This is a genomic window from Streptomyces sp. DH10 (genome assembly GCF_029813805.1).
GTDB lineage: Bacteria > Actinomycetota > Actinomycetes > Streptomycetales > Streptomycetaceae > Streptomyces > Streptomyces coeruleofuscus.
In genome coordinates, this window is record NZ_JARVKU010000004.1 from 64,976 (window position 1) to 89,945 (window position 24,970).

A 24,970-nucleotide genomic window follows, 5' to 3' on the forward strand; every position below is an offset into this window, starting at 1 on the left:
GGTCATGAAAGCCGACCTTTCGCCGCGCCGGGCTGATCGCCCCCGCCTGACGCAGAGGAGCAGCCGATGAGCGCCCTCGCGTTGTCCGTCCTGCTGTCGCTCGTCTCCGCGTTCGCCTACGCGGGCGGGGCGATCGTGCAGGAGCGGGTCGCGGCGTCGTCGCCGGACGAGCAGTACGCGCCGCTGCGCCGGCCGGGCTGGTGGGCGGCGGTCGCGCTGAACGGCCTCGGCGGTCTGCTGCACGTGGTGGCGCTGGCGTACGGTCCGCTCAGCCTGGTGCAGCCGCTCGGCGCGCTGACCATCGTGGTGGCCCTGCCGATGGCGGCGCTGTTCGTCGGCCGCAAGGCGGGCGCCACGGCGTGGCGGGGCGCGATCATGGCGACGGTGGGGCTCGCGGGTCTGCTGTCCCTGGTCGCGGCGTCCGACGCGCAGTCGCTGGACGCGGCGGAGCGGGTGGCCGTGGCCCTGGTCACCGCGGGTGTGGTCGTGGCGCTGATGATCGCCGGCCGGGCCGCGCACCGGCACCCGGCGGTCCGCAGCATGCTGCTGGCGACGGCCTCGGGTATCGCGTTCGGCATGTCCTCGGTGTTCACCAAGACCGTGGCGGTCGACTGGACCGGTGGTGTGTCGGCGGCGGACGTGCCGTCGCTCGCCGTGATCGGCGTTCTCGCCACGGCGGGCATGCTGCTGTCGCAGGCCTCCTACCGGGGTGCCGGCCTCGCCGCGCCGCTGGCCACGCTGACGGTCGTGAACCCGGTGGTGGCGGCCGCGGTCGGCATCACGATGTTCGGCGAAACCTTCCGCTACGGCACGACGGGCACGGCGCTCGCCCTGAGCTGCGGCGTGGTGGCGGCGGGCGGCCTGATCCTCCTGACGACGGAGCGGCTCACCCACGCCCACCCGGAGAGCGAGGGGACGGAGCTGGAGGTCGCCGGCACCGGGCTGGTTCCCGTGGACACGGGCCTCGGGGCGACGGGGATGCTGCCCGGACCCGCCGGGGAACCGGCCGGGAGCGGACGGGGTGTGCTGGAGACGGTGAGTGCGGAGGCCGCGCGCGGGGGCGGCCTGAGCGGGGCCGTGGGTGTGAAGGCCGGGCGCGCGGGCGACCTGGCCGGGACCATCGGCGGCCTGCCCGGACCGGTCGGTGAACCGGCCGGGAGCGGGCGGGATCTGCTGGAGACGGTGGGCGCGGAGGCCCGGCGCGGGGGCGGCCTGAGCGGGGCCGTGGGTGTGAGGGCCGGGCACGTTGGTGACCTGGCCGGGACCATCGGCGGCCTGCCCGGACCGGTCGGCGAACCGGCCGGGAGCGGGCGGGATCTGCTGGAGACTGTGAGTGCGGAGGCCGCGCGCGGCGGCCTGAGCGGGGCCGTGGGTGTGAAGGCCGGGCACGTTGGTGACCTGGCCGGGACCATCGGCGGCCTGCCCGGACCGGTCGGCGAACCGGCCGGGAGCGTGCAGGGTCTGCTGGAGACGGTGGGTGCGGAGGCCGGGTCCCTGGGCTCGCCGACCGGCGTCGACGCGCTGCCCCAGACCGTGGCGCTGGGCGTCGGGGCCGGTGACCTCGGCGGAGCCGGTCGGGGGCCGTCGGGGGACGAGCCGGTGCCCGTGCCCGCTGTTGCCGTCGCCGGCGAACCCGACGTCGGCCCGGACGGCCCGGACGGCACGTACGAGAGCGGGGAACCGCCGGTGTCCTCCGCGGAACGCCCGCTCTCCTACGTCGCCTTCTACGGCATCCCGTACGTGGCGATGCCCACGGTGGTCCGGCACCGCAGGCGCATCAGATCCTGACGCCGCCGGCCCTGAGGTACGCGATGGGGTCGACGTCCGAGCCGAACCCGGGCCCCGTCCGCACCTCGAAGTGCAGATGCGGGCCCGAGCTGTTTCCGGTGGAGCCGGAGCGGCCGATGCGCTGGCCCGCGCTCACCGTCTGCCCGTCGCGCACGGAGATCGCCGAGAGGTGGGCGTACTGGCTGTAGCGGCCGTCGCCGTGCCGGATCACGACCTGGTAGCCGTACGAGCCACCCCATCCCGCGCTGACGACGCTGCCCGAGGCGACCGACTTGACGGACGTGCCAGTGGGCACGGGGAAGTCGACCCCGGTGTGGTAGCCCTTCGACCAGGACGAACCCGCCTTGCGGTAGGGCGTCCCCAGGGAGGCGCTGACGGGGGCGACCAGCCCCTGCCGGGTGGCCGTGGACCGTGCGGCGCGCTCCTTGCTCTCGTCCTTGGACCGATCCTTGGCACGTTCCTCGGCGCGGTCCGGGGACGGCTTCTTCGACGACGGTTTCTGCGACGGCGGTTTCTTCGTCGACGGCTTGGCCGACGGGGTCCGCTCGGGCGCGGGACGCGTCTTCGTGGCGCCCTCTCCGCTCAGCGCGAGCCGCTGGCCCGGCACTATCAGATCGGGATCGCTCCCTATGGCCGAGCGGTTGGCGGCGTACAGACCCCGCCAGCCGCCCCGCACCTTCCGCTCCTCCGCGATGCCGGAGAGCGTGTCGCCCCGCACCACCGTGTACATCTCGGCGCTGCCCGCCCGGGACTGCGGCGTGGACTGCGGCCGCACGTCCTCGATGGAGGTCTTCGGCCTCTGCTTCCGGTCTGCCTTCTCGCCCTTCCTCGTGCTCTCGGAGGCCGGCCGGATGTCGGGCTCGGCTCCGCCCCGGGTCAGTCCGGCCCGTACGGAGCACACCGGCCAGGCGCCCGGGCCCTGCCCGTCGAGCACCTTCTCGGCGACCGCGATCTGCTGGTCCTTGCCGGCCAGGTCCGCGCGCGCCGCATAGGCCCGGCCGCCGTACGCCTCCCAGGTGGACTGGGTGAACTGGAGTCCGCCGTAGAAGCCGTTGCCGGTGTTGATGTTCCAGTCGTTGCTCGACTCGCAGGCGGCGACCTTGTTCCAGGTGTCCACGTCCGCCGCCTGGGCGGTGCCGGCGCCCATGAACGGGAGCGCCATGCCCGCGCCGCCCGCCGTGACGGTGAGTGAGGCGCGGTTGATCCTGTTCGGCTGATACCGGCGATGCCGGCCGCGTACGGCCATCGAGAGCCCCCCTAGACATGCGTCAGGAGGGGCAAAAGTAAGCGCTGCGAACCGGCCAGGACAAGGCGGCTATCGGCCGCCCGGTTGCCCAAATGGCCGGGATGAGGCCCCTGTTGCGCGTCGTGCGCCTCGGCGGTGCACCGCGTACGTCACCCGGTGCGCGGGTGCGGCGTACGCGGGGACGCGTACGTCGGGTGAGTGCGACGGGGGCTCTTGTGCGTATCTGCGTGCGCGACGTCGTGCAACCCGCGCGTGCGGACGAAGGAGCGGCACGTCAGGATGGGCGACGGGGGCATGCTGGTGGACACGCTGGTGGGCACCGGCCGCAGCACCTATACCGAGGTCTTTAGGAGCCAACCGAATGAGCATTACAGCGCAGATCGGCGTCACGGGTCTCGCGGTCATGGGCCGCAACCTCGCCCGCAACTTCGCCCGCAACGGCTACGCGGTGGCGGTGCACAACCGGACCCCCGCGCGCACGCGCGCCCTGGTCGACGAGTTCGGCGGCGAGGGGGAGTTCGTCGCGTGCGAGACGGCCAAGGAGTTCGTGGCCGCGCTGGAGCGGCCGCGGCGGCTGGTCGTGATGGTGAAGGCCGGTGAGCCGACGGACGCTGTGATCCAGGAGTTCGCGCCGCTGCTGGAGCCCGGCGACATGATCATCGACGGCGGCAACGCGCACTTCGCGGACACCCGGCGCCGGGAGCGCGACCTGCGCGAGCAGGGCATCCACTTCGTCGGCATGGGCGTGTCCGGCGGCGAGGAGGGCGCGCTCAACGGGCCGAGCATCATGCCGGGTGGCCCGAAGGAGTCGTACGACTCGCTGGGCCCGATGCTGGAGAAGATCTCGGCCAAGGCGGCCGACGGCTCGCCGTGTGTCTCGCACGTCGGTCCGGACGGTGCCGGGCACTTCGTGAAGATGGTGCACAACGGCATCGAGTACGCGGACATGCAGCTCATCGGCGAGGCGTACCAACTGCTGCGCGACGTCGCCGGGTACTCCCCCGCCCAGATCGCGGAGATCTTCCGCACCTGGAACCAGGGCCGCCTCGACTCGTACCTGATCGAGATCACGGCCGAGGTGCTCTCGCACGTGGACGCTCAGACGGGCGAGCCGTTCGTGGACGTGGTGGTGGACCAGGCCGAGCAGAAGGGCACCGGCCGCTGGACGGTGCAGATCGCGCTGGACCTGGGCGTGCCGGTGTCCGGTATCGCCGAGGCGGTCTTCGCGCGCTCGCTGTCCGGGCACGCGGCGCTGCGGGAGGCCTCGCGCGGACTGGCCGGCCCGAAGGCGAAGCCGCTCAGCGAGGCGGAGGCCCAGGCCTTCGCCGACCGGGTGGAGCAGGCGCTGTACGCGTCGAAGATCGTGTCGTACACGCAGGGCTTCCACGAGATCGACGCGGCGCGCGACGAGTACGGCTGGGACATCGACCTCGGCGCGGTGTCCGCGCTGTGGCGTGGCGGCTGCATCATCCGCGCGGCCTTCCTGGACCGGATCCGCGCGGCCTACGACGCCCGGCCGGATCTGCCGAGCCTGCTGTCGGACGCGACGTTCGCGCAGGAGATCGCGGACGCCCAGGACGACTGGCGCGAGGTGCTGGTCGCCGCGACCCGCCAGGGCGTGCCGACGCCCGGTTTCGCCGCGGCGCTCGCCTACTACGACGCCCTGCGCGCGGAGCGGCTGCCGGCCGCGCTGACGCAGGGGCAGCGGGACTACTTCGGTGCGCACACCTACCGGAGGGTGGACCGGGACGGGTCGTTCCACACGCTGTGGGGTGGGGACCGGTCGGAGGTCTCCGCGTAGGCGCTCCGCGCTGACGGAAAACGGTACGGGGCCGGTGCGGCCGCATCGGCTGTCCACCGGCCCCGTTCTCATGCCGGATCTCTTGACGGTTCTGCCGGTTCTTCTGCCGGTTCTTCTGGCGGTTCTTCTGCCGGTTCTTCTGCCGGTTCTTCTGCCGCCGTTCAGGACAGCGGCGGGCCCGGCTCCGGGTTCGGTACGGGTTCCGGTCCCGGCGGGATCGGGGACGGGTCGGGTCCCGGCACCGGGTCGGGGCCCGGGGGTGCCGGCGGGGTCGGACCCGGTGGAGTCGGCCCCGGGGGTGTCGGACCCGGGGGTGTCGGACCCGGGGGTGGGATCGGGGCCGGAGGCGGCGGGGTCGGCTCCGGGCCCGGCGGCGGCTGCGGGTTCGGCACCGGATCGGGGTGCGGCTCCGGGGGCTGGGGCTCGGGGCCCGGCGTCGGCCCCGGCGGCACGGGGTCGGGATACGGATTCGTCATGAGGTCCTCCAGCCAGTCGCTCGACTCCGGCTCTGGACTACTCCCCCGCCTACCCGTCGACCGCTTCCCCAGTCACCCCCGCGCGGGACGGGGAGGGGCCAGGTGGGGGTAACGGGGCCGGGCTCGCACACCGTACGTCCCGGCTCGGGAGTCAGAAGCGGCCAGGGTGTTCGGTCAGCCAGCCCTTCGCGGCTGTCAGCAGGGCCTGGTCAGCCGGCGGGGCCTCGTCGGGGTGGCGTTCGGACCACTTGGCGACGTAGGGGCAGAGCGGGGCGACGGCGCTGTGTTCGCGGCCGGCGATGCCGTAGAGCTCTCGCGCCAGCGCACCCGCGATGCCCTGGCCCTCGTGGGCCGGTTCGACGATCGTGTGCACGGGCACGAGCGCGCGTTCGGGGCTGTCGAGGACGAAGTACTCGATGCGGCCGACGACTTCACCACCGGACACCGCCTCCAGGCGGCCCGCCTCGCGGTCGTCGCGGATCTCCAGGTCCCTCATGGACACGCTCCTGTCCCCTGTACGTCGGTCAGGCCCGGACGGCCTGCGGGCTGCGCTGCTGGTCCGAGCCCGGTACCGGCTCGGACGGGTCGGCGCCGAGGTCCACGATCCGGTTGTCGTGGTCCACGTGTACGACCCGGGGGGTGAGTGCCCGCGCCTCGGCGTCCGTCACCTGGGCGTAGCTGATGATGATCACCAGATCGCCGGGGTGGACGAGATGGGCGGCGGCCCCGTTGATCCCGACGACACCGGATCCGCGCTCGCCCTCGATGACGTACGTCTCCAGCCGGGCGCCGTTGGTGATGTCCACGATGTGCACCAGCTCGCCGGGCAGCAGGTCGGCGGCGTCCAGCAGGTCGGCGTCGATGGTCACCGATCCCACGTAGTGCAGGTCGGCCTGGGTGACGGTGGCTCGGTGGATCTTGGACTTGAACATGGTACGCAACATGGTCAAACTCCCGATTCGTCTGCTCCCTGCCTGCTTCGCAGGTCAAGGGCGGTGCCCGCAGCGTACAACCATCCGCATGCTCAGTCAGCCGGCGCCAGGTGTTTCAGGACTCACACCGGTCCGTGCGCGAACGGAGTGGCCGTGGGTCTCAGACGCCGACGTGGTGGTGGGCTGCCCATGCCGCCGGGGCGTCACCGTAGTGGACGCGGACCAGCCGCGCCGTACGGGCCAGCGCGACGGCCGGTTCGTCCCGGGCGGTGTCCAGGGCGCCGTAGAACACACGGGCCGTCGCCTCGGCGACGGCGTCCGGTACCCGCCACAAGGTGCCGATCACTCCGGAGAACCCGACGAGCAGGAAAGCGGAGGTGAGGTGAATCGCCTCGTCCGCGAGGTCGCGGGAGGTGTGCGTCGTCTCGCACGCCGAGAGATACGCGAGACGGCCCCAGCCGCCTCGGCGCGCGGCGATCTCGGCGAACGTCAGATCGAGGTCCGGCAGCAGGAAGCGGCTGGTACCCGGGTCGTCGGGGTCCGCCACCGCGTGCAGCGCCAGATGCAGATGGGTGCAGGTGATCAGCGCGTCGATGAGAACGGACCGCTCGCACTCGGCGAGGTCCAGCACTTCGACGCCGAGGCGGTCCGCCGCCGCCCGGGCCTCGCGGCGCGCGGCGGGCAGCTCCGGCAGTCCCGGTCGGCGCACGTCGGCGTGCACGACGGCCGCCACCATGCGGTCCGGCGCCGCGCCGCGGGCCCGCGCGTGGTGCAGGGTGGTGACGGTGGGCGTGTACGAGGACACCGTACGGTCCACCACTGACTCCGGAGGCACCGTGCGGTCCGCCGACGGCTCCGAGGCGTGTGGGGCCGCCGTCGCGGCGTGCAGCGGCAGCCTGCACAGCGCCTGAGTGGGCACCCACCAGACCCGGGTGTCCGGGTCCGTCACCCTCAGTTCCGCGAGGACCGGGGCGGCCATCTCCCGCCACAGCAGGTCGAGCACGGCGGTGACCCGCTCGTTGGCCGCATCGACCTCGTCCTGGGCTGCCCGGGGATCCAGCGCGGTGACGACGTCCGCGTGGAACGCCTCCGCCGTCCGCTCCAGCTCGTCCGCGTCCAGGCCGTCCAGCGGCACGTGCCGCAGCCCCTCGGCGGTGAGCAGCAAGGCGTCGCAGCGGTACTCGCTGACGTTCACCACGACGACCGGACCGTGCGCGGCCTCGGCGAGCAGCGAGGCCACCGACGGCGGCCGCTGAAACCCGGCCTGCCCGGGCAGCGCCCTGATCCTGCGTACGACGACGTCGAGTTCGGCCTCCAGATCCCGGCGGCGTTCCCGCTCCCGGCCCGTCGTCCGCGTCTCCGGCGGCGGGACCGGCAGCGGCAGCGGGGGGTGGTCCAGCCGGTCCAGCTCGTCGCGCAGTTCCTCGAAGCGCCGGGCGAGCCCGGCGTCGGCTTCGTGGAGGTCGGCGAGGTCGGCGCGGATCCCCGACCGGCGGTTGAGGAGCACTCCGCGGCCAAATTCCAGCAGGCTCAGCGCCCGTTCGGGATCCCCGCAGGCCAGACACATCGCGGCCGCGTCACTCGCCAGCCCGGCGGCCTCGGCGAGCTTGCGCTGGGCGTCGGGCCGCTCCAGCCGGCGGGGCGTGGCGGTCGGCAGCAGCTCCACACCGAGCGCGAACGCATCCGCCGCGGCCCGCGCATCGCCCGTCAGTGCCGCGATCCGGCCCCAGTCGCGGGCCGCGTGCAGCCGGACGTCGGCCGGTCCGGTCCCGGTCAGGGCGGCGGCCCGCAGGGCGTCGAGCGCATCTGCCAGGTCGGCTGCCCTGCCGGTGGACCCGTGCCGCAGGTTCAGCACATAGGCGAGGTTGGCCAGCGAGCGGCTCAGATCGGGATCGTCCGGCGGAGTGTCCGCGGCCACCCGGCGGGCCAGCGTCACCGCCTCGTCGAGGTCCCCGTCGCCGGACCGGGCGGCCAGGGCGAGGAGCAGACTGCCGCGGACGGCGGTGGCCGACCGGCCCTCGTCGAGCGAGGCCAGGGCACCGCGCGCCGCGTCGACGGCCTCCGCGGCCGCCGCCGCGCGATGCACCGACGCCGCTTGCAACGCGGCCACCACATTGGCGAGTTGGAGCGGCAGATGCGGATCGGTGGGCGCGGTGGCCTCCACGGCCGTGCGCAGGCTGACGAGAGCCCGCTCCAGCGCGTCCTGGTCGCCGGTGACGCGGTGGAGCGCGTGCAGCGCCAGACCGTGGGCGCCCGCGACTGTCGCCCGCCGCCGGGACGCCGGGCCGAGCGCCATCGCCTCCTCCAGGAGCTCGAGCGCCTCGGACAGGTCGTCCCGGATGCCCAGCGTCTCGTGGCGTTCGGTGAGGGCGGTGGCCAGGTTGCTGAGCAGACCGGGGCGCTCGGGGTGGTCCGGCGGGACGAGGCGCAGGGCCTCGCGCTGGAGGTCGATGTCCTCGTCCAGGTCGGCGACGGCACCGTGACGGGTGTAGCGCGCGTACAGTGCCCCACCCAGGTTGCTCAGCCGCAGCACCCGCTGGTGGGCGGGACCGTCACTGCGTACGGCGGCCCGGCCGACGGCGATCGCCTCGTCCAGCTCGGCGTCGGCGCCGTGCAGCCGGGTGCGGGCGGCGAGGGCGGAGCCCAGGTTGTTGAAGTGGAGCCCGGCGTCGGGGTGATCGTCGCCGAGCAGGGCGAGGGCCTGGCCGTACCGGTCGATCGCCGCGTCGAGGTCGTCGGGAGCGCCGGTCTCCTCATACCGCAGGACCAGCAGGACTCCGAGGTTGCCGATGCGCCCGGCCCGGTCGCCGGGCGGGCCGGCCCCGAGCTGGGCGGCCTGGCCGCCGTACGCGATCGCCTCGTCCAGCAACCCGGACTCGTCGCTCAGCAGATAGCCGCAGCGCAGGACGTCGGCGAGGGTGTCCAGCGCGTCAGCCCGCCGCTGCTCGTCGTCCCCGGCCAGGACCAGCGCGGTCCGCGCCACCTGCTCTGCCTCCTCCGCCACGTCGATGTCCTCGTGCTGGTCGGCCCATGCGCACAGCACTGCGGCGGCGATCTGCCAGACGTCGGAGCGAGCGGCCGTCGGGGCGGGGTGGGAGGAGGGTATGGCCGAGTGGGTTGTCTTGCCGGCGGCATCGGTCCCGCGCGCGGCCGAGTGGCCCGCCGTCCCGACGGCGGTGGCCCGGTGGCCGCCCGCCGCCTCTGCTCCCGCCGCTTCGGCGGTCGTGGCCGCGCGCACGACCGCGACCGCCTCCGCCAGTGCCTCCGGGTCCCCGGCGTAGTGGCACTCGGTCAGGGCGCCCGCCAGCAGGCATGCCCGCTTGGAGTGTTCGTCGTCGCCCTCGGCCGTGCGGTCCAGCGCCTCGCGGGCCGCGGCCGCGGCCTCTCGGGCGAGGCGTGGATCGCCCGTGCGGCCGGAGCGGTAGCGCAGGACCTGGGCGAGTTCGGCGTATTCGTCGGCCGCGTCGAACCCGTGCTCCTCGCACTGGGCCACGGCCTCCCGGGCCGCCGTCTCGGCGCGCGCGAGCGTCTCGGCCTCGCCGTCGTGCTCGTACCGCAGCCGGTGGGCCTGGGCCAGGTGCAGCAGCGAACCGCCGCCCGCGGCGAGCGATGCGCCGACCACTACGACGGCTTCCTCGAACAGCTCGGGATCGGCGAGGTCCGACCCCGCCCGCAGCAGCAGTCCGGCCACCGACGACAGGACCATGATCCGGGACAGCGGGTCGTCCGGGGCCTGCTCCACCGCCCGGCGCGCGGTGGCGACGGCCTCCCGCAGCAGTTCGGTGTCGCCCGTCATCGCATGCAACGCGGCCTGGGCTTCGGCGAGTTGTGCGAGGACGACCGCCTCGTCGGGTCCCGCGTCGGCCAGGGCCCGGCGCAGCGCCTCCACCGACCGCACCCCCGCGGCCGCACCCCCGCCGCGCCGGGCCGACTCGGTGTGCAGGGCGGCGATCCCCTCCAGCAGCGCCACCCGATCCTCCCGCCCGGCGCACCCGAGGGCGGCCTCCAGGAAACCGACGGCTCGGTCCGTTCGGCGCGGGAAGCGGCCGTTCACGGTCGCCCGGCGGGCGCGCCGCAGCGCCAGGGCGAGACGCAGACGGCGGTACGGCGACGGCTTCACACGAGCCGGCGGCTCCGCCTCAGCGCCGGTCGTCGTCACCGGCGGCATTTCCCGCCGTGTCCTCGCCCGGCTCGGCGATGGTGTGCACCAGGGCGGTCACCCGCTCGCGCAGGGGCTCCGAGGGCGGGACGTCGGCCGGGTCCGCGATGCGCTCCACCCGGTTCGGGCTGAGCACTTCGAGCCGGGCGACGGCGGCTCCGAGAGCAACGCCGTCCCCGGCGTCGTATGCCGCCGCGAGCGCCTCGACCGCGGCGGCGGGGCGCGACCAGGCGGCCGGCGGAAGCCGCCAGGTGGGGACGTCGTCGAGCAACTCGCGGGCCCGGGCGAGCAACGCCGCGTCCGTGCCTGTACTGGGTGAATCCGCCCTAGACTGCATGGACTCAACTGTAGCGAGTACGCCGGGAGCGGCGACGCGAGGCGGGGGTGTGCCGGCACGTGCCTGAAGAAGGAGTGGCGGAGTACGAGGTGGCGGGGCGTCAGGTCGCGGAGCAGGAGGTCGCGGTCCACGTCTTCGTCCCGCTGGACGGCACACGCGCCGAGGAGGGAGTGTCCTCCCTGCGGGCGATGTGGGGACGCTTTCGTGACATGCAGGGTGCCGACAGGGAGTTGTACGCCGCACTGCCGGTCCGGGTTCCGGACACCCTGCCCGCCCCTCCCCCGCACGGCTCCCTCGCCGTGGCGGGAGTGCAGTCGGCCGACCGGCTCGACCAGGCGATCCTGCGCCGGCACCGGGACACCCTCAATCTGTCGGTCCTGCTCGGCGCCGGCCCGGACCGGGAGTGGTCCGGGCTGCGCAAGCGGCTGGAGTCGATCGTAGGGCCGCTGGGGGCATGTCATCTGGGCGCGGTGACACTGGAGTTGGGCAAGACGTCGGCTCAGGCGCCGGGAGACGCGGACCTCCTGGAACCGGAGCGGGGCGACATGGCGGACCAGCAGCGGCTGTTACGGCTGCTGGGTCGGGCCGGCGGGGACAGGCGGCTCGGCGCGTGGGCGTGGTCCGACGGCGGTCACCCGGAGATGCCGCACTTCGTCCGGTATCTGATGCACATGACGGCGATCCGTCACCAGCAGAGAACGTATCGCTGGCTGGCGGAGGCCAGGGCCGCGGGAACCACGGGACCGCTGGCCGTGGTGAGGCGGCCCGACGGCCACCGGAACCGGGAGCTGCCCTCGACAGCCGAAGTCCATTTCATCCGGGACTCGGTGGACGGCACCTGGGAGAACGCCCAGCGGGCCCTGGAGGCGTCGGGCCTCGACGGCGGAACCGTGGCGGAGGACGACCGGCGGTTCGCCTCGTCGTTCCTCTGGTGGCTGAATGATGTTCTCGCCCTGCTGAAGCGGTCCGGGGTCGGCGATCCCCTGCCGGGCCCCCGGTGGGAGCCGGGCCGGCCGGTGCGGGTGCTGGTCGTCGCCGACGAGTGGTTCCCCGCGCATGGTGGCCTGAGCGCGTTCAACAGCAAGTTGTGCGTCGCCCTCGCCCGGATGAAGGCGGACGTCCGTGTCATGGTCTGGTCCGCGACCCCGGAGGAGCGCGCGGACGCGGCGAAGGACGAGGTGCGGTTGATCGACGTCGCTCAGCCGGGGCTCAGCAGGGACGCGGCGCTGTCGGTGCCGCCGGAGTTCGCCGACGGGTTCGTGCCCGACCTCGTCCTCGGACACGGCAGGGTCACAGGACCGCCGGCCAAGATGCTGGTCGAGCGCTACTTCAAGAACGCCGGGCGACTGCACTTTCTGCACGTCGAACCGGACCAGGCCGAAGCCCACAAACCGCACGCCGAAGGGGACTTGGCGGCTCGCGCCGAGGACCGCACGGATCTGGAACTGCGACTGTGCCGGGGCGCGCTGCACCCGATGCCGGTCGGTCCCCGGCTGGAGCGGGCCCTGTGGCCCCATCTGCGCACGCCCGAATACAAGGACTTGGCCGCACCGGTACGCATCGACCCGGGTTTCGACGGCGGGACACCGGCAACGCCGCCTCGGCCTGGGGAGATCCCGCAGATCCTGCTGCTGGGCCGGCTGGAGGACGCCGATCTGAAGGGGCTGGACATCGCGGCGCGGGCGGTGGGAAAGGCCGGCCCGAAAACGGCGGGGCCCGGTGCGTGGCATCTGCTCGTACGGGGGGTGCCCGACGACGAGTCCGCGGCGTTGGCGGCTCAGGTGGAGAAGTGGGTCGGCAACTCGGCCGTGGACGTCATTCCCCGCCGCTACTCCGCCGATCCCCGGCGGATCAAGAACGACCTCGCCCGGGCCAGTCTGGTCCTGATGCCCTCCCGCGCGGAGGCGTTCGGTCTGGCCGCCGCGGAGGCGATCGCCGCCGGGGTGCCCGTCCTGGTCAGCGGCCGCAGCGGGCTGGGAATGCTGCTGCGCGCTCAGCAATCGCCGGTCGCAACTCGGGCCGTTGTGGACGTGGAGGCCACGCGGGGCAGCCGCAAGGCCGACATCCAGACCTGGACGCAGGCCATCCACGCCGTCGTGCGCAACCCTGAGGCCGCCTTTCGCGACGCCGCCGAACTCCGCGAGGAAATGGCCGCCCGATACACCTGGGCCACGGCCGCCACCACCGTGCTCGACTGCCTCCGCCGCCACGGAACCGCCTGACCCGACCGCGCCGCGAGAGCGCCGGCTCCCGTCCGGCACCGGGAACCGCCGGCCCGCCTCCGCCCCCGAACCGCCCGCCCCGCTCCCTGCCCCGACCCACGACCGGCCCCTCCACGTCCCGCCGGTGGACGTGGAGGGGCCGGGTCCGAGTGCGGCGCGGCGTTCAGTGGGTCTGCACGGCTGTCGTCCTCCTGCGGCCGGCCGAGGGCCCGTATCCCCTCGGCGTGGAATCGGCAGGCAAACACGCGGATCCGTCCGGCCGCCCGCGGTCCTGGAACACACTGGAAACGTCTGGATCCGCGCGGTGCGGAGCCATGAACTTCCCGCGGAGGAACGGTCGTGAACGAAGTCCCCTGGCCGTCCGGACAAGACGGAAAGGATCCGGGACGGCGGCTGGCGGTCGAACTGGCCCGCGCCGTGGTCCGGGCCGAGAAACGGCTCGGCAGAACACTTGACCGTCGAGAACTCGCCAGGCGCCTCAACGTCTCCACCAGCAGCCTGTACGCCTACCTCAACGGCACCACCCTGCCCGGCACCGGAGTCTTCGACGCGCTCCTCGCCGCACTGGGCGTCCCCGGACCCGAGGCCGGCCGGCTCGCCGACCTGCGGGACGAGGCCGACGCCGCCCGGCGGCTGCGCCCCGCCGTCACCCGCCCGCCCGCACGCCAGTTCTCCGTCGCTCTCACCACCCCCCGCCACCTCCCTCTGGTCAACCCCGTATTCGTCGGCCGGGACGCCGAACTCGCCCGGCTGGACGCGTTACAGGGCCCGACCGGCGAGCCCGCCACGGGCAGAGCAGCCGTCGCCGTCGTCGAGGGCACCGCGGGCGTCGGCAAGACAGCGCTCGCACTGCACTGGGCGCACCGGACACAGGCCCGCTTCCCGGACGGCCAGCTCTACGTCGATCTGCGGGGCTTCGGCGACGAGGCGGTCATGGACCCCGGCGAGGCCCTTCACGGTTTCCTCCAGGCTCTCGGCGTAACTGCGGAAGCCGTCCCGGCGGACACGGCCGTGGCCTCCGGAATGCTGCGCACCCTGCTGGCCGGCCGCCGGATGCTGCTCGTCCTGGACAACGCCCGCTCCACCGGCCAGGTACGGCCGCTGCTGCCCAGCGACCCCGGTTCCGTCGCCGTCGTCACCAGCCGCAACCGCCTCGACGGCCTGGTCATACGCGAAGGCGCCCTGCGCATAGCCCTCGACGTGCTTCCCCGCTACGCCGCCCGCACCCTCCTGGAGCGGCAGATGGGCGCCGAGCGGCTCGCCCTGGAACCGCGCGAGGCCGACGAACTGGTCGATCTGTGCGGCCGGTTGCCGCTCGCGCTGAGCGTCGTCGCCGCCCGCACGGCCACCGCCCCCGCCGGGTCGGTCGGCGCCATGGTGCGCGAACTGCGGCGCGCCAGGGCGCCGTTGGATCTCTTCGGGCTTCAGGACGCCGATGTCGACCTGCGTACCGTCTTCCACGGTTCATACGTGCTGCTGCCCGCGCCCGCCGCCCGTCTCTTCCGGCTCCTCGGCTGCCATCCCGGCCCCGAGTTCGACGCCACGGTCTGCGCGGCCCTCGCCGGCACCGCGGACCCGCCCACCGCTCTCCTCGCCACCCTCACCGCCGCCCACCTCGTCCGCCAGCACGTCCCCGGCCGCTACGCCCTGCACGATCTGCTGCGGCTCTACGCCGCGGAACTCCTCGACGGCGGCCCTCCGCAGGAGCGCCGGGAGGGCACCATACGGCTGCTGCGGCACTACCTGGACACCGCACGCCTGGCCGACCACCACCTCGAACCCTGGCGCCCGGCACCCGGTGGGGCGCCGAGGCCCACCGCCGCGCAGCCGCCGATCGGCGACCACGCCGCGGCGACCGGCTGGTTCGAGGCGGAACTGTCCGCGTTGCAGGCCGTCATCTCCCAGGCCGCCGCCACCCCGGGCATGGAGCCGTACGCCTGGCGGCTGGCCGACGCCTGCGCCGTCCATCTGCGCCGCTCCGGCCGCCGTGCCCAGCGGGCCGCCGTGCACGCCTTGGCCCGCGACGCCGCCGACCGGGCCGGAGACCGTGCCGCCCACGCCACCGCCACCCGCCGGCTCGCCGACGCCCTCTCCCGCCTGAACCGCGCCGGGGAGGCGCTCGATCTGCTGTACGAGACCTTGCGCACCTGCCGCGACCTGGGTGACGAGGAGGGCGTAAGGGAGGTACGGCTCTCCCTGGTCCGGGTGTACGGCTCCTGCGGCGCCCCCCGCAGGGCGCTGCCGCACGCCCGGATCGCTCTCGCCATGGCGGAGCGCACCGGAGACCCTCTCGCGCTCGCCGACGGCCTTACCTCCGTGGCCCAGCAGTGGGAACGGCTGGGAGAGCACGCCGTCGCCCTCGATCACGCACGCCGGGCGCTGGATCTCTACATCCGGCTCGGCCACCTCGACGGACAGGCGGGCATCCTGCTCGGCATGGGCCGCGCCGAACAGGGCCTCGGCCGGCCCGCCGCCGCGATCGGCCACTACGAGGTCTCCCTGGATCTCGACCGGGCCCTGGGTGACCGCTACCGCGAGGCCCACGCCCTGGAGCACCTCGGTGACGCCCACGCCGCACTCGGCCGGGGCGAGGACGCCCGCGCCCTGTGGGCGGAGGCGCTCGCGCTCTTCGAGGACCTGCACCACCCCGACGCCGAGCCGGTCCGCGCCAAACTGCCCGCGCCGGCGGCGGACTACTCTCCGGTGCCCGCCTCCCGCCAGCACAGCCCGTAACCGAAGCCCACCTTCATCGACCCGAACTCGACGTCCACCATCCCCTGTGCGTCCGGGCGCAGCGCCGGGGTGCCCGGGTTCCGCTGGTAGATCACGGCGGTGGGCACCCCGGCCAGCCGCCACACCGTGTGCGGCGGCCTCGCCCGGTCGAAGCGGACCCGCAACCGGAAGTGCTCACTGCGGGTCAGCGGCACATGCACGAAGTGCGGTGCCATCGGCTGGCCCGACGGGATCCGCAGCCGCAGTTCGTACACGTGTCGCGTCCCGGCTTTGATCGGCGCGGGCAGCACCAGGTACCGCTCGAAGTAACTCTCGTACCGCGGCTGCCCCTCCTCGAGCCGTCCCCCCTGGACGACGGAGATCTCCAGTCCGTGCCCGGGCGTCACGTCACCTGCACGCCGGGGCACGCTGACCCCGACCGGTATCCGGGCCAGACCGTCACAGGTCGCGACCACGATCCGGCGCTCCAGCGCTTCGGGGGTCGGGGTGTCCAGCCTTAGCCTGGTCGACACGGACTCGGTGTACCAGCCGTGCGGCTCGGTGCGCACGCAGTCCGCCGGGCACTGCTCGGCGTGCACCCCGGTCGTGCGGTCCGCCGGGCCGTCCCAGGGCGGCGGGGTGATCCCGGCCGGGCCGTCCGGGCAGTCGGGGTCCAGGGCCCGGCGCACCTGCGCCCAGTATTCGCCCCACCGCCGCACATCGCCCCCGCAGGCGCCGACGATCGCCAGGGTGACCGGACGGGTGGGATGGTTTTCGCCCCGCATGGCGTCGCTGACGGTCGTCCTGCCGTACCCGGTACGGCGGGCCAGCTGATCCAGTGTGAGTCCGGCCGATCCGCGCAGGTCCCGGAGCCAGTAGGCGAAGAGCCGGGCCGGCGACCCGTCCTGGACGATCTCCTTCTGCGGACGCCCCATCCTGCTCAACTCCTCCCCTCGGCACCAGCGTTGCCGCCGATGTCGACGCCGAGTCTCGCACACGCCCGGGCGAGTCGTCCGGGTCTCGTGGGCCTGGCCACCGGCCGTCCCGGTTTTCCGGAGATCGTCCGGTTCGCCGGAGAACCGTTGAGTGCGAGCTCCGGCCCTTGTTACACAGGTGGCGCCCGGCTCCGGTGCGTCCGCATCGGCCGGTTCCTGCTCTTGTGCCAGGAGAAATCCATGTCTTTGTTCCCCCGGACACCCCGCGCCACACGGCTGCCGGGCGACGTGGTGTCGCGGATGGAGCGGTTCGGCCGCTTCGAGTTCGACCCCGTCGGCACCGGCATCGACGCCTCGGACGTGTGGGGCGAACTCCAGGCGCCGTTGCTGCCGTTCGCGCAGTCGGACCCGGAGGGCTTCGTCCGCGCGCTCGCGGACGCCGTACTGCCGGCCGGCGGCTTCGCCCTGTTCGGCGCCGCGCGCACGGTGTGGAACCTGGTCGGCTCCGACTTCAGCAGCCCCGCCTACGACGCCGTACGGATGGCCGCGCTGGAGTTCTTCCGCGCCAACGGGGTGCCGAGCAACCGGCTGTCCGCCGACGACTGGAGGTTCTGGCAGCAAAACCGCTCCGAGCCCTGGCTCGTGGGCCGGCCCCGGCCGACATCCGAGGAGGCTCGGATCGCCGCCCTCACGCCGGGGAAGCTGCGCCGGATCGCGCAGCTCACCGAGGCGCCGGACTCCAACGTCGTCTACGCCGCCGCCACGCACGACGGCCGTTTCAAGGCCGTCGTCGATGCGCCGACCAGCGACATCGACCCCACCCGGGGCCGCTTCGACTGGATGTCGGCGGACACCCTGCACGACCTCTACACCCGGATCGGCGAGACGTTCCAGACACCCGTCCACTGGGTCGCGGACGAACTGCTCCCGTTCATTCCCCTGCCTCCGTCCCGATTCTGAGGCAACCGACTCCCGAGGAGAGAAGAACATGGCCAAGGGCCGCAGCTGCCAGGTGTGCCGGCAGCGCATGAGCGTCAAGAGCGAACAACGGCAGCCGATGGGCTCGTGGATCGTCTACGAGTGCCGCAACCCCGCCTGCAAGAACTGGATCAACAGCGGTCAGCGCTACCGGTTCAGCGAAAAGGTGTTCGAGGACAAGTAGAGCTAGCCGAACGAGTAGGGAGGGCATGGCATGGCCAAGTCACCGGTGGAGATAACGACCCAACTGTCGATGGCGGAGGCCGCCGACGTCTTTCGCGGGGCGATGCGGGTGAGCTGGTGGAACGAGAACATCACCGGCGCGGGCACCACCTTCGAGGAGCCCAGAGGCTCGGTCTTCGACACAGTGGCCGAGGACCGGCCCGACTTCGCCGTGGTGGCGCTGCTCGGCGGCCGGGGAGCGGAGATCCAGAAGTCCGCGGTGCACATGTACATGTGGGACCGGGGCGCGCACCGCGAGATCATGCTCGGCGTCGGCCGCAACCTCGGTGCCTTCGGCATCAAGGCCAACCGCAAGATCCGACGGTACGTCGACGCGCTGACGGACCTCGATCCGTCCATGAAGTATTCGGGGATCTGAACGGCCCCGTAGACCGGCCCTCGGCCCCGAGGGCCTGGCGAGCACCCGGTGCGGGGGACCGGGTGCTCGCCGCCGTACGTGGACCGTGTTCCGTCCGTGTGCTCAGCCGGCCGCCGCGAACGCCTCCGCAGACACGTCCCGTTCGAGCACCGAGCGGTGGAACGAGTAGACGTCGATGTGGGAGACCTTCACCAGCAGGCAGTACCGGTCCACCGATGTCACCGAACGGGCCACCTGCGCGTATTCGCGCCGCAGGAAGTGGACCGCCGCCTGGTTCGCCACCGAGCTCTGTCCGCACACCAGCACGACCGGCCGGCTCGACTCCGCCGGCGTGAACTTGGCGACCACCGCGTACTCCTGGTGCCCCCGGTCGAAGTAGTAGCGCTCCCCGCCGACCACGATCGCCACCGAGTCGGGGCGGTCGCTGAACGGAGTGATGGTCACCCCGGGCAGATGTGCCGTCAGATGTCCGCCGGTCCGCGGATTGGACCCGCCGATCGGCCCGCCGACACAGAACTCGGTACGGTCGCCGTTGCTGCCGCGCAGATCGCCGGACTCCACGCTCACCCGGCAGCCCAGTTCGCTCAGCAGTACGGTCAGTTCGACGACCGCCCGCAGATCCCGCTGCTGGGTCGTGCCTGGCTGCCCGTGCTTGGTGCCGACGACGATCACACAGTGCTCGCCGGGCCGGGTGCCGAAGAAGGCGGCCTTGCGGTACAGCGCCCTGGTCCGCCGTCCCCGCTCCCACAGCGACCCCAGGCCGACACCGACGAGGCTGGTCAGCAGGCCTATCACGACGTTGGCGAGTACCGACAGCACGGCCGTCAGGTCCGCTCGGGGGGCGCGGGCCGCGGCCCGCCGGGCGCCGAGTCCAAGTCCAGCGCGTGCACGAGGGCGACGACGCGCTCCCGGTACGACTCGGGCAGCGGCACGTTCCCGTCTCCCTCCGGCGACGTCCCGTCCTGGGCATTGTCGATCCGGCCGACACGGCTGCCCGACAGCTCCTCCAGCTCGCCGGTCAGCGCGTCCAGCGCCGCCGCATCCCCCGCGGCGACGGCCGCCAACAACTCGTCGAGCAGCTCGGCGATCTCCTCCCACCCCTGGGGCGGCAGCCGCCATTCCTTCAGCATCAGCCCCAGCGCCAAACGCGCCGCGCCGGCCGTCTCCCGGTCGATCACGACCGCCCTGTCCGATGTGCTCACGCCGTCGTCCTTTCGCTCACTCGTCGTCACCTGTCAGCGCCCGGTGTGGACGTACGGCGCCCATACGCGCGGCGACTCGGCGTGCCGCGCCCGCAGGTCCCGTACGATCCCGTGCACGGCTCGCGCGGTGTCGGTGACGTCCAGGCCACCGCCGTACGTCCGCAGGGCGCGGTAGAGACGTTCCGTCAGCCGCACCGACACCAGATCCGTCGCCTCCCACAGCGCCCCCACCACCTGTGGATACCCGGCCGTCTGGAACGCCGAGGTCAGGTGGATGGCCTCGTCGGGCAAGCGGTCGGTGCGGGTGGTGTGGCAGGCCAGCAGGACGGCGAGCTGGGCGTGCGGCAGATGTCTGCGGGCGACGTCCAGCACCCCGAGCCGTCCGTCGGCGAGTTCCAGATGGCTTCTGGACGGGTCCTCGGCATCGCTGAAGCCATGACACGCGAAGTGCACGGTGGCCGCCGAGGAGAGCTCGGTCAGCACCCGTTCGACCGTCGCGTCGGCGCCCTGTACGGTGCGCAGTCCGCCCAGGGTGCGGGCCATCGCCGCCACCTCCGCCACCGACGCGCCCTGCCGGCCGTCGGCACCGGTGGGCCGGCGCACCGCCAGGTAGGGCGCGGCGCCGCCGCCTGCCGCCGGGGCCTGGCGGGCGTGCCGCAGCGCCCTGATGCTCGGCGTGTACGAGGAGGCGACCCGGTCCAGCACCGAACACCCGTCGCCGAGCGCGGCCGCCCGATGACGGCCGACGGCGTGCAGCGGCAGATGGGCCAGCGGTCCGGACGCCGACCACCACAGCCTCGGCACCGCACCGCGCGGGGTGCTCTCGGGGATCGGCCGGGTCAGGCCCGCCGCCTCCAGCACCGGCTCCGCGATGGTGTCCCAGAGCCATTCGAGGATGTCGAACACGATGTCGGCGGCCTCCCTGCGCCGGGCGCGCGACTCGCCGCCCCCCACGGAGACCGCCGTGAGGAACCGCCGCGCGGTGTGCGCGAGCCGGCCCTCGGTGACATCCAGTTCCACGAGCTCGATGCCCTTGGTCGTGACGACGAGGGCATCGGAGCGCAGCCGATCGATGTTGATCAGGACGATCGGCCCCTGCTCAGCCTCGCGCCGCATCTGCTCGGCGCTCGGCGGCAGCAGGAAGTTCTCGAACCCGTCGAGCCCCCGGATCCGGGCCAGCAGCCGCTGCCACTCCTCGGCCACCGCGTGCTGCTCCTGGATCCGCGCGGCTTCGCCGGGCCCGTCCGAGATGCCCGCCGACTCCGTCTCCCGCAGCCGGCGGGCGAGGGCCGTGAACTCGCGGGCCACCCGCGGATGGACCGCGCCCAGGTCGGAGACATCGCTGCGGGCCTGGATGTCCTGCCCCATCAGCACCGCCCGCCCCTGCTCGAGCAGCGCCGCCGCCTGCTCCGTGCGCCCCGCGGCGAGCGCCACCGCGCACGCGGTGCGGGCCAGGCTCGTCCCGGCGAGCCGGTCCGGGATGTCGGCGGTGCGGTCGGTGCCGGCCGGGGCCGGATAGCGGCGGCCGAGCAGCGCGGTGCGCAGAACGGCCTGGCGGTCGTCGCGGTGCAGCGCCTGGGACACCATCAGAGGCAGCGCTTCCAGCGCGGCCTCGGCGGCGTCCGTCGCCAGGATCCAGTCCCGGCGCTGCACCGCCTCGCCGAGCGCGGTCCGCGCGTTCTCGAATCGGGCCCGGGGCGGCAGCACCCGTTCGGCGGCCGGGTCCCAGGAGACGGGCTCCTCGTCGCAGTAACGGTGCAAGGTGACCTCGTCGTGGGCGCGGCGCACCAGGTCGGTGACGGTGGCCAGGGCGGGGCGGAGCTGCTCGCGCAGTGCGGCCAGTTCGGGCGAGTACTCGGGCTTGCCCGGCAGGGCTTCGAGGCTCCGCGCCGCCAGTTCGACGAGCCGCAGCGCCTCCTGGGTGCCGGTCACGTCCCGACGCAACCAGGAGACGGCGGCCAGGGCGTGCGCATAGGGGATGACACAGCCGAGCCAGCTCGCCGACGTCTCCGGCATCCGGCCGACGGCCCAGGCCAGCGCGTCGCACGCCCGGGCGATCGTCGCCTCGTCCTGGTGCAGTGTCCCGTGAGCGTGCCGGTGCATCTCCACCGCGCACAGCAGCTCGACGTACCGCGGACTCGTGGGCGGCAACAGGGCCAGCTGCTCGTCGCCGCACCGCACGAGACGTTCCAGGTCGCCAGGGTCCTCGCTGAAGGTGAACTGCGCTGCCATCAGCTGCACGAGGACGGCGGCGGCGAAGCCCCGCCGTCCGTCGGACAGGGGCCCGGCCAGCACGGCCTTCAACTGGTCCACGGCCAGGGCCAGTCGGCGCGGATCGCTGACCCCCGCACCCAGCAAGGCGCCGCGCACGGCCGCGGCGTCCGGCGGCAGCACGTCGAGGTCCGCCGCGGAGGCCGGCTCGGCAGGCCCGGCGTCCGCAGGCGGCCCGGGCGGCCATACGACGGAGGGGGCCCCGGTGTGACCGGGGCCGGCGTCCGCCGAGGTGGGCCGGGGAACGCCGATGAAGGGTGCGAAGTCCTCCGGGCCGGGGCCGGGCGAGCGCACGCCGGGGCGGCCCGGCGGGACGTACATGCGGATGGGCGGCAGCTGCACCCCTCTCAGTAACTGTCCCGCCATCGGGCCCGCGAGCTTGAACAGTGAGGCACCCTTGATCGGCAGCCGCTTGAGTATCTGCGCCAGCTTGGCGCACGCGGCGCGCTTGGCCGCGATGTGCGGCAGCAGGGGGTGGTCCGGCGGCAGGTCCCGCTGGAGCGCGGCCCACAGTTCGTCCGAGCGCCGCAGGTCGGCGTCCGATCCGGTGAGGACGGCCCGCGCCCCCAGCAGCGCCGGCATGTTCCCGGCGTAGATCCCGTTGTCGTCGGGCGGCGCGCAGGCCCGGAACGCTTCCAGCTGGGCGATGGCTTCGTCGACCACCTCCTCGTCCAGATGGTGCGGCAGGGACGCGGTGAGGGCGAGGGAGAACATGAGATGGGCCGAGGCGGCCTCGCCGTCGACCGGACGGGTGCCGTGGCGCCGGGAGTGCTCGACCGCCCGCAGCGCCGACCGGCCGGCCTTCAGCGCCAGCTGTACGCCCCGTGCGTCGCTCGGCCGGTCGCGGAACAGCGCCAGCGCCGCGTGGACGGCGGTACAGCTGACGAGGCCCGCCTCCAGATGGTCGGCGGTGATGCCGGCGAACGCCGCGTCGGCCCACCGTCCGGCGTCCTCCAGCGCGGACATGTCGCCCGACTCCACGCGGAAGAAGGCGGACTGCGCCAGCCGGGCCAGCAGACAGGGCCGGACCAGGTCGTCGGCCGGGAGTCGTTCGGCGAGTTGCACGGCGTGCGGATGTGACGGCCGGAGCGGCTCGAAGTGGCGGGGCGGAGGCTCCTCCGGGAAGGTCGCCGCGACCGCCACCGGATCGTCCGCCGGCCGGCCCTGGGTCTGGGCGGCGAGATAGTGGTGGACGTCGTCCGACAACCGGTGGTCCTCGAACCGCAGCGCCAGCGTGCGCTCCGCCAGCCACAGGTGCAGCACCCAGCGGAGCCGCTGCGGATGCCGCGTCTCCCCTACGTCGAGCGCGTACTCCAGGACGGCAGCCGCGGCCACCGCGCAGTTCCGGCCGCCCTCGCTCCAGGAGGCGCGCAGCAGCCCGGCCGCCGACGGCAGCCAGCTCTCCGAGTCCTCACCGATACCGGCCATGTGCCGTTCGACGGCCGGTGTCCACGCCGCCTCGCAGCGCACCAGCATGCGGTCCACGGCCGTTCGTATCTCTGACACGCCGCCAGTCTTCCCCACCGCGGCCCGCTTCGGTCACCATCCGGAAATCTCCGACAAACAACTCCCGGACGAGCCATCCGAGATCTTAAATTAGGTTAGGCTAAGCTAAGCGATACTCGTGAGTTCGGATCCGTGCGGTGCGTCATCAGGGGAGGGAACCGCCGTGGGCTTGCCGACCATCGACTCGTATCCGATGCCGGATCGTTCCTGCCTTCCCCGCGCGCACGTCTCCTGGAGGATCGATCCGGCCCGTGCGGCGCTGCTGGTGCACGACATGCAGAACCACTTCGTCGGGGCGTTCCCGGCGGGGCGCTCCCCCGTGGTGGAACTCGTCGACAACATCGTGGCGCTGCGCGAACTCGCCGACGCCCTTGGCCTGCCGGTCGTCTTCAGCGCGGAGCCGGCCGGACAGCCGCCGGGCACCCGGGGTCTGGTCGCCGACATGTGGGGGCCGGGCATCGGGGACGAGCCGGATGCCGCCGCGATCATCGCGCCCCTGAGGCCCCGCCCCGGCGAGCATCTGCTGGCCAATGTGCGGCACAACGCCTTCCTGCGCAGTCATCTCGGCAGACTGCTGCGCTCCAAGGGCCGCGACCAGCTGATCATCTGCGGGGTGCACGCACATCTCGGCGTCCTGCTGACGGCGGCGGACGCCTTCATGAACGACATCCAGCCGTTCGTCGTCGCCGACGCGGTGGCCGACATCTCCGCCGAGGAACACTCCCTGGCCCTTCGATGGGCCGCGCGCAGCGGCGTGGTCTGCACGACGGACTCGCTGCTGCGCGGGCTGCTCCTCCACAAGGAGCGGCGGAACGCGTGACGACGCTCCCCCCTTGCCCGTCCGAAGTCCTGGCCTGCCCATGAATGGAGTGGCTCCGTGAGCGTGACCCAAGCCGACCAGATCGCGACCTGCTCCCCCGAAGAACTCCACCCGCCGGAGGAGCTCAGGGGCAGCACGGTCGTCGTCAAGTACGGCGGCCACGCCATGGTGGACCCCGGCCTCCAGGAGGCGTTCGCCCACGACGTCGTGGAACTGTGGCGCGCGGGTCTGCGCCCGGTCGTCGTGCACGGCGGCGGACCGCAGATCAGCGCGATGCTCGACCGCCTCGGCCTGGAGACCCGTTTCGAGGCGGGCCTCAGGGTCACCACCCCGGAGACCATGGACGTGGTGCGCATGGTGCTGACCGGCCGGGTCCAGCGGGAACTGGTCGGTCACATCAACACTCACGGCCCCCTCGCCGTGGGGATGACGGGCGAGGACGCGCACACCATGACGGCCGTACGGCGGGCGGCCTGGGTGGACGGCCGGGCGGTGGACATCGGCCTGGTCGGCGACGTCGTCGACGTGAACCCGCGCACGGTGCGCACACTCCTGGAGGAGGGGCACATCCCCGTGGTCTCCCCCGTGGCCCGCGGCGAGGACGCGCAGGTCTACAACGTGAACGCCGATCTGGCGGCGTCGGCCCTGGCCGTGGCCCTCGGCGCCGACCGCCTGGTGGTGCTCACCGACGTGGCGGGACTGTACGCCGACTGGCCGCACAGCACCGAGGTGATCGAGCGGCTGACGGCCGATGAACTGGCAGCGCTGCTGCCGGGGTTGGCGGCCGGGATGCTGCCGAAGATGGAGGGCTGCCTGCGGGCCGTCCGCGGCGGCGTGCCCAGGGCGCACGTGCTCGACGGCCGTGTCCCGCACGCACTGCTGCGGGGCGTACTGGGCCGCAGCGGCCCCGGCACCATGGTTCTGCCCGAGCGCGGCTCCGACGTCCCGTGCTCCGGGGCGAGTTCCGCCTGAGGATCCGCCGCC

The 24,970-nt window shown here is 73.4% G+C and carries 17 protein-coding genes and 1 pseudogene; 9 read left to right on the plus strand and 9 right to left on the minus strand.

The genetic code is table 11. The features are described 5' to 3' along the window. Positions 1–66: 66 nt before the first annotated feature. Positions 67–891, plus strand: a pseudogene (locus QC385_RS43985) (DMT family transporter); the annotation flags it as partial. An 886-nt stretch (positions 892–1,777) separates the two neighbouring features. Here the strand turns inward: QC385_RS43985 and QC385_RS09845 are convergent. Continuing rightward, a complete protein-coding gene (locus QC385_RS09845) occupies positions 1,778–3,034 on the minus strand; it encodes a peptidoglycan DD-metalloendopeptidase family protein (protein WP_279540876.1) in 1,257 nt (418 codons plus the stop codon). A 361-nt stretch (positions 3,035–3,395) separates the two neighbouring features. On the opposite strand from QC385_RS09845, the gene gndA reads away from it, so the two are divergent. After that, a complete protein-coding gene (gene gndA, locus QC385_RS09850) occupies positions 3,396–4,835 on the plus strand; it encodes an NADP-dependent phosphogluconate dehydrogenase (protein ID WP_279540877.1) in 1,440 nt (479 codons plus the stop codon). A 627-nt stretch (positions 4,836–5,462) separates the two neighbouring features. Here gndA and QC385_RS09855 read toward each other — a convergent pair. From QC385_RS09855 to QC385_RS09870, 4 genes are all read right to left on the minus strand, one after another. Further along, positions 5,463–5,807, minus strand: coding sequence for a GNAT family N-acetyltransferase (locus QC385_RS09855; RefSeq protein WP_279540878.1), 345 nt, complete (start codon positions 5,805–5,807; stop codon positions 5,463–5,465). 28 nt (positions 5,808–5,835) lie between these two features. Beyond that, positions 5,836–6,255 carry an aspartate 1-decarboxylase gene (gene panD / locus QC385_RS09860; RefSeq protein ID WP_279540879.1) on the minus strand — a complete coding sequence of 140 codons (420 nt, stop codon included), beginning with the start codon at positions 6,253–6,255 and terminating at the stop codon, positions 5,836–5,838. A 148-nt stretch (positions 6,256–6,403) separates the two neighbouring features. Then, a complete protein-coding gene (locus tag QC385_RS09865; protein ID WP_279540880.1) occupies positions 6,404–10,402 on the minus strand; it encodes a CHAT domain-containing protein in 3,999 nt (1,332 codons plus the stop codon). Further along, positions 10,383–10,739, minus strand: a complete 357-nt coding sequence (locus QC385_RS09870) for a CATRA system-associated protein (RefSeq protein ID WP_279540881.1) — start codon at positions 10,737–10,739, stop codon at positions 10,383–10,385. The genes QC385_RS09865 and QC385_RS09870 overlap by 20 nt, the downstream gene beginning before the upstream one ends. Positions 10,740–10,798: 59 nt before the next feature. On the opposite strand from QC385_RS09870, the gene QC385_RS09875 reads away from it, so the two are divergent. Both QC385_RS09875 and QC385_RS09880 read left to right on the plus strand, forming a co-directional pair. After that, positions 10,799–12,961, plus strand: a complete 2,163-nt coding sequence (locus tag QC385_RS09875; RefSeq protein WP_279540882.1) for a CATRA conflict system CASPASE/TPR repeat-associated protein — start codon at positions 10,799–10,801, stop codon at positions 12,959–12,961. 339 nt (positions 12,962–13,300) lie between these two features. Next, complete coding sequence (locus tag QC385_RS09880; RefSeq protein WP_279540883.1) at positions 13,301–15,694, plus strand: ATP-binding protein; 2,394 nt, start codon at positions 13,301–13,303, stop codon at positions 15,692–15,694. On the opposite strand, the gene QC385_RS09885 is transcribed toward QC385_RS09880, so the two are convergent. Beyond that, positions 15,655–16,608, minus strand: a complete 954-nt coding sequence (locus QC385_RS09885; protein ID WP_279540884.1) for a helix-turn-helix domain-containing protein — start codon at positions 16,606–16,608, stop codon at positions 15,655–15,657. The two genes, QC385_RS09880 and QC385_RS09885, sit on opposite strands and share 40 nt — an antisense overlap. 240 nt (positions 16,609–16,848) lie before the next feature. On the opposite strand from QC385_RS09885, the gene QC385_RS09890 reads away from it, so the two are divergent. From QC385_RS09890 to QC385_RS09900, 3 genes are read left to right on the plus strand one after another with little or no spacing between them, the layout of a single operon-like run. After that, a complete protein-coding gene (locus QC385_RS09890; protein WP_279540885.1) occupies positions 16,849–17,568 on the plus strand; it encodes a hypothetical protein in 720 nt (239 codons plus the stop codon). A gap of 28 nt (positions 17,569–17,596) precedes the next feature. After that, a complete protein-coding gene (locus QC385_RS09895; protein ID WP_279540886.1) occupies positions 17,597–17,770 on the plus strand; it encodes a hypothetical protein in 174 nt (57 codons plus the stop codon). Between the two features lie 30 nt (positions 17,771–17,800). Next, on the plus strand, positions 17,801–18,187 hold the full coding sequence (locus tag QC385_RS09900) for a hypothetical protein (RefSeq protein ID WP_279540887.1): 387 nt from the start codon (positions 17,801–17,803) through the stop codon (positions 18,185–18,187). A 102-nt stretch (positions 18,188–18,289) separates the two neighbouring features. On the opposite strand, the gene QC385_RS09905 is transcribed toward QC385_RS09900, so the two are convergent. The 3 genes from QC385_RS09905 to QC385_RS09915 are packed head-to-tail and all read right to left on the minus strand — an operon-like array spanning position 18,290 to position 23,166. Next, complete coding sequence (locus QC385_RS09905) at positions 18,290–19,006, minus strand: hypothetical protein (protein WP_279540888.1); 717 nt, start codon at positions 19,004–19,006, stop codon at positions 18,290–18,292. A gap of 5 nt (positions 19,007–19,011) precedes the next feature. Continuing rightward, a complete protein-coding gene (locus tag QC385_RS09910) occupies positions 19,012–19,389 on the minus strand; it encodes a CATRA system-associated protein (protein WP_279540889.1) in 378 nt (125 codons plus the stop codon). Positions 19,390–19,422: 33 nt separating this feature from the next. Beyond that, the gene (locus tag QC385_RS09915; protein ID WP_279540890.1) at positions 19,423–23,166 is read right to left on the minus strand and encodes a CHAT domain-containing protein; all 3,744 of its coding nucleotides are present in this window, start codon (positions 23,164–23,166) and stop codon (positions 19,423–19,425) included. A gap of 163 nt (positions 23,167–23,329) precedes the next feature. On the opposite strand from QC385_RS09915, the gene QC385_RS09920 reads away from it, so the two are divergent. Beyond that, positions 23,330–23,986, plus strand: a complete 657-nt coding sequence (locus QC385_RS09920; protein WP_336621281.1) for an isochorismatase family protein — start codon at positions 23,330–23,332, stop codon at positions 23,984–23,986. 63 nt (positions 23,987–24,049) lie between these two features. Then, the gene (gene argB, locus QC385_RS09925) at positions 24,050–24,958 is read left to right on the plus strand and encodes an acetylglutamate kinase (RefSeq protein WP_443032879.1); all 909 of its coding nucleotides are present in this window, start codon (positions 24,050–24,052) and stop codon (positions 24,956–24,958) included. The last annotated feature ends 12 nt before the right edge of the window (positions 24,959–24,970 follow it).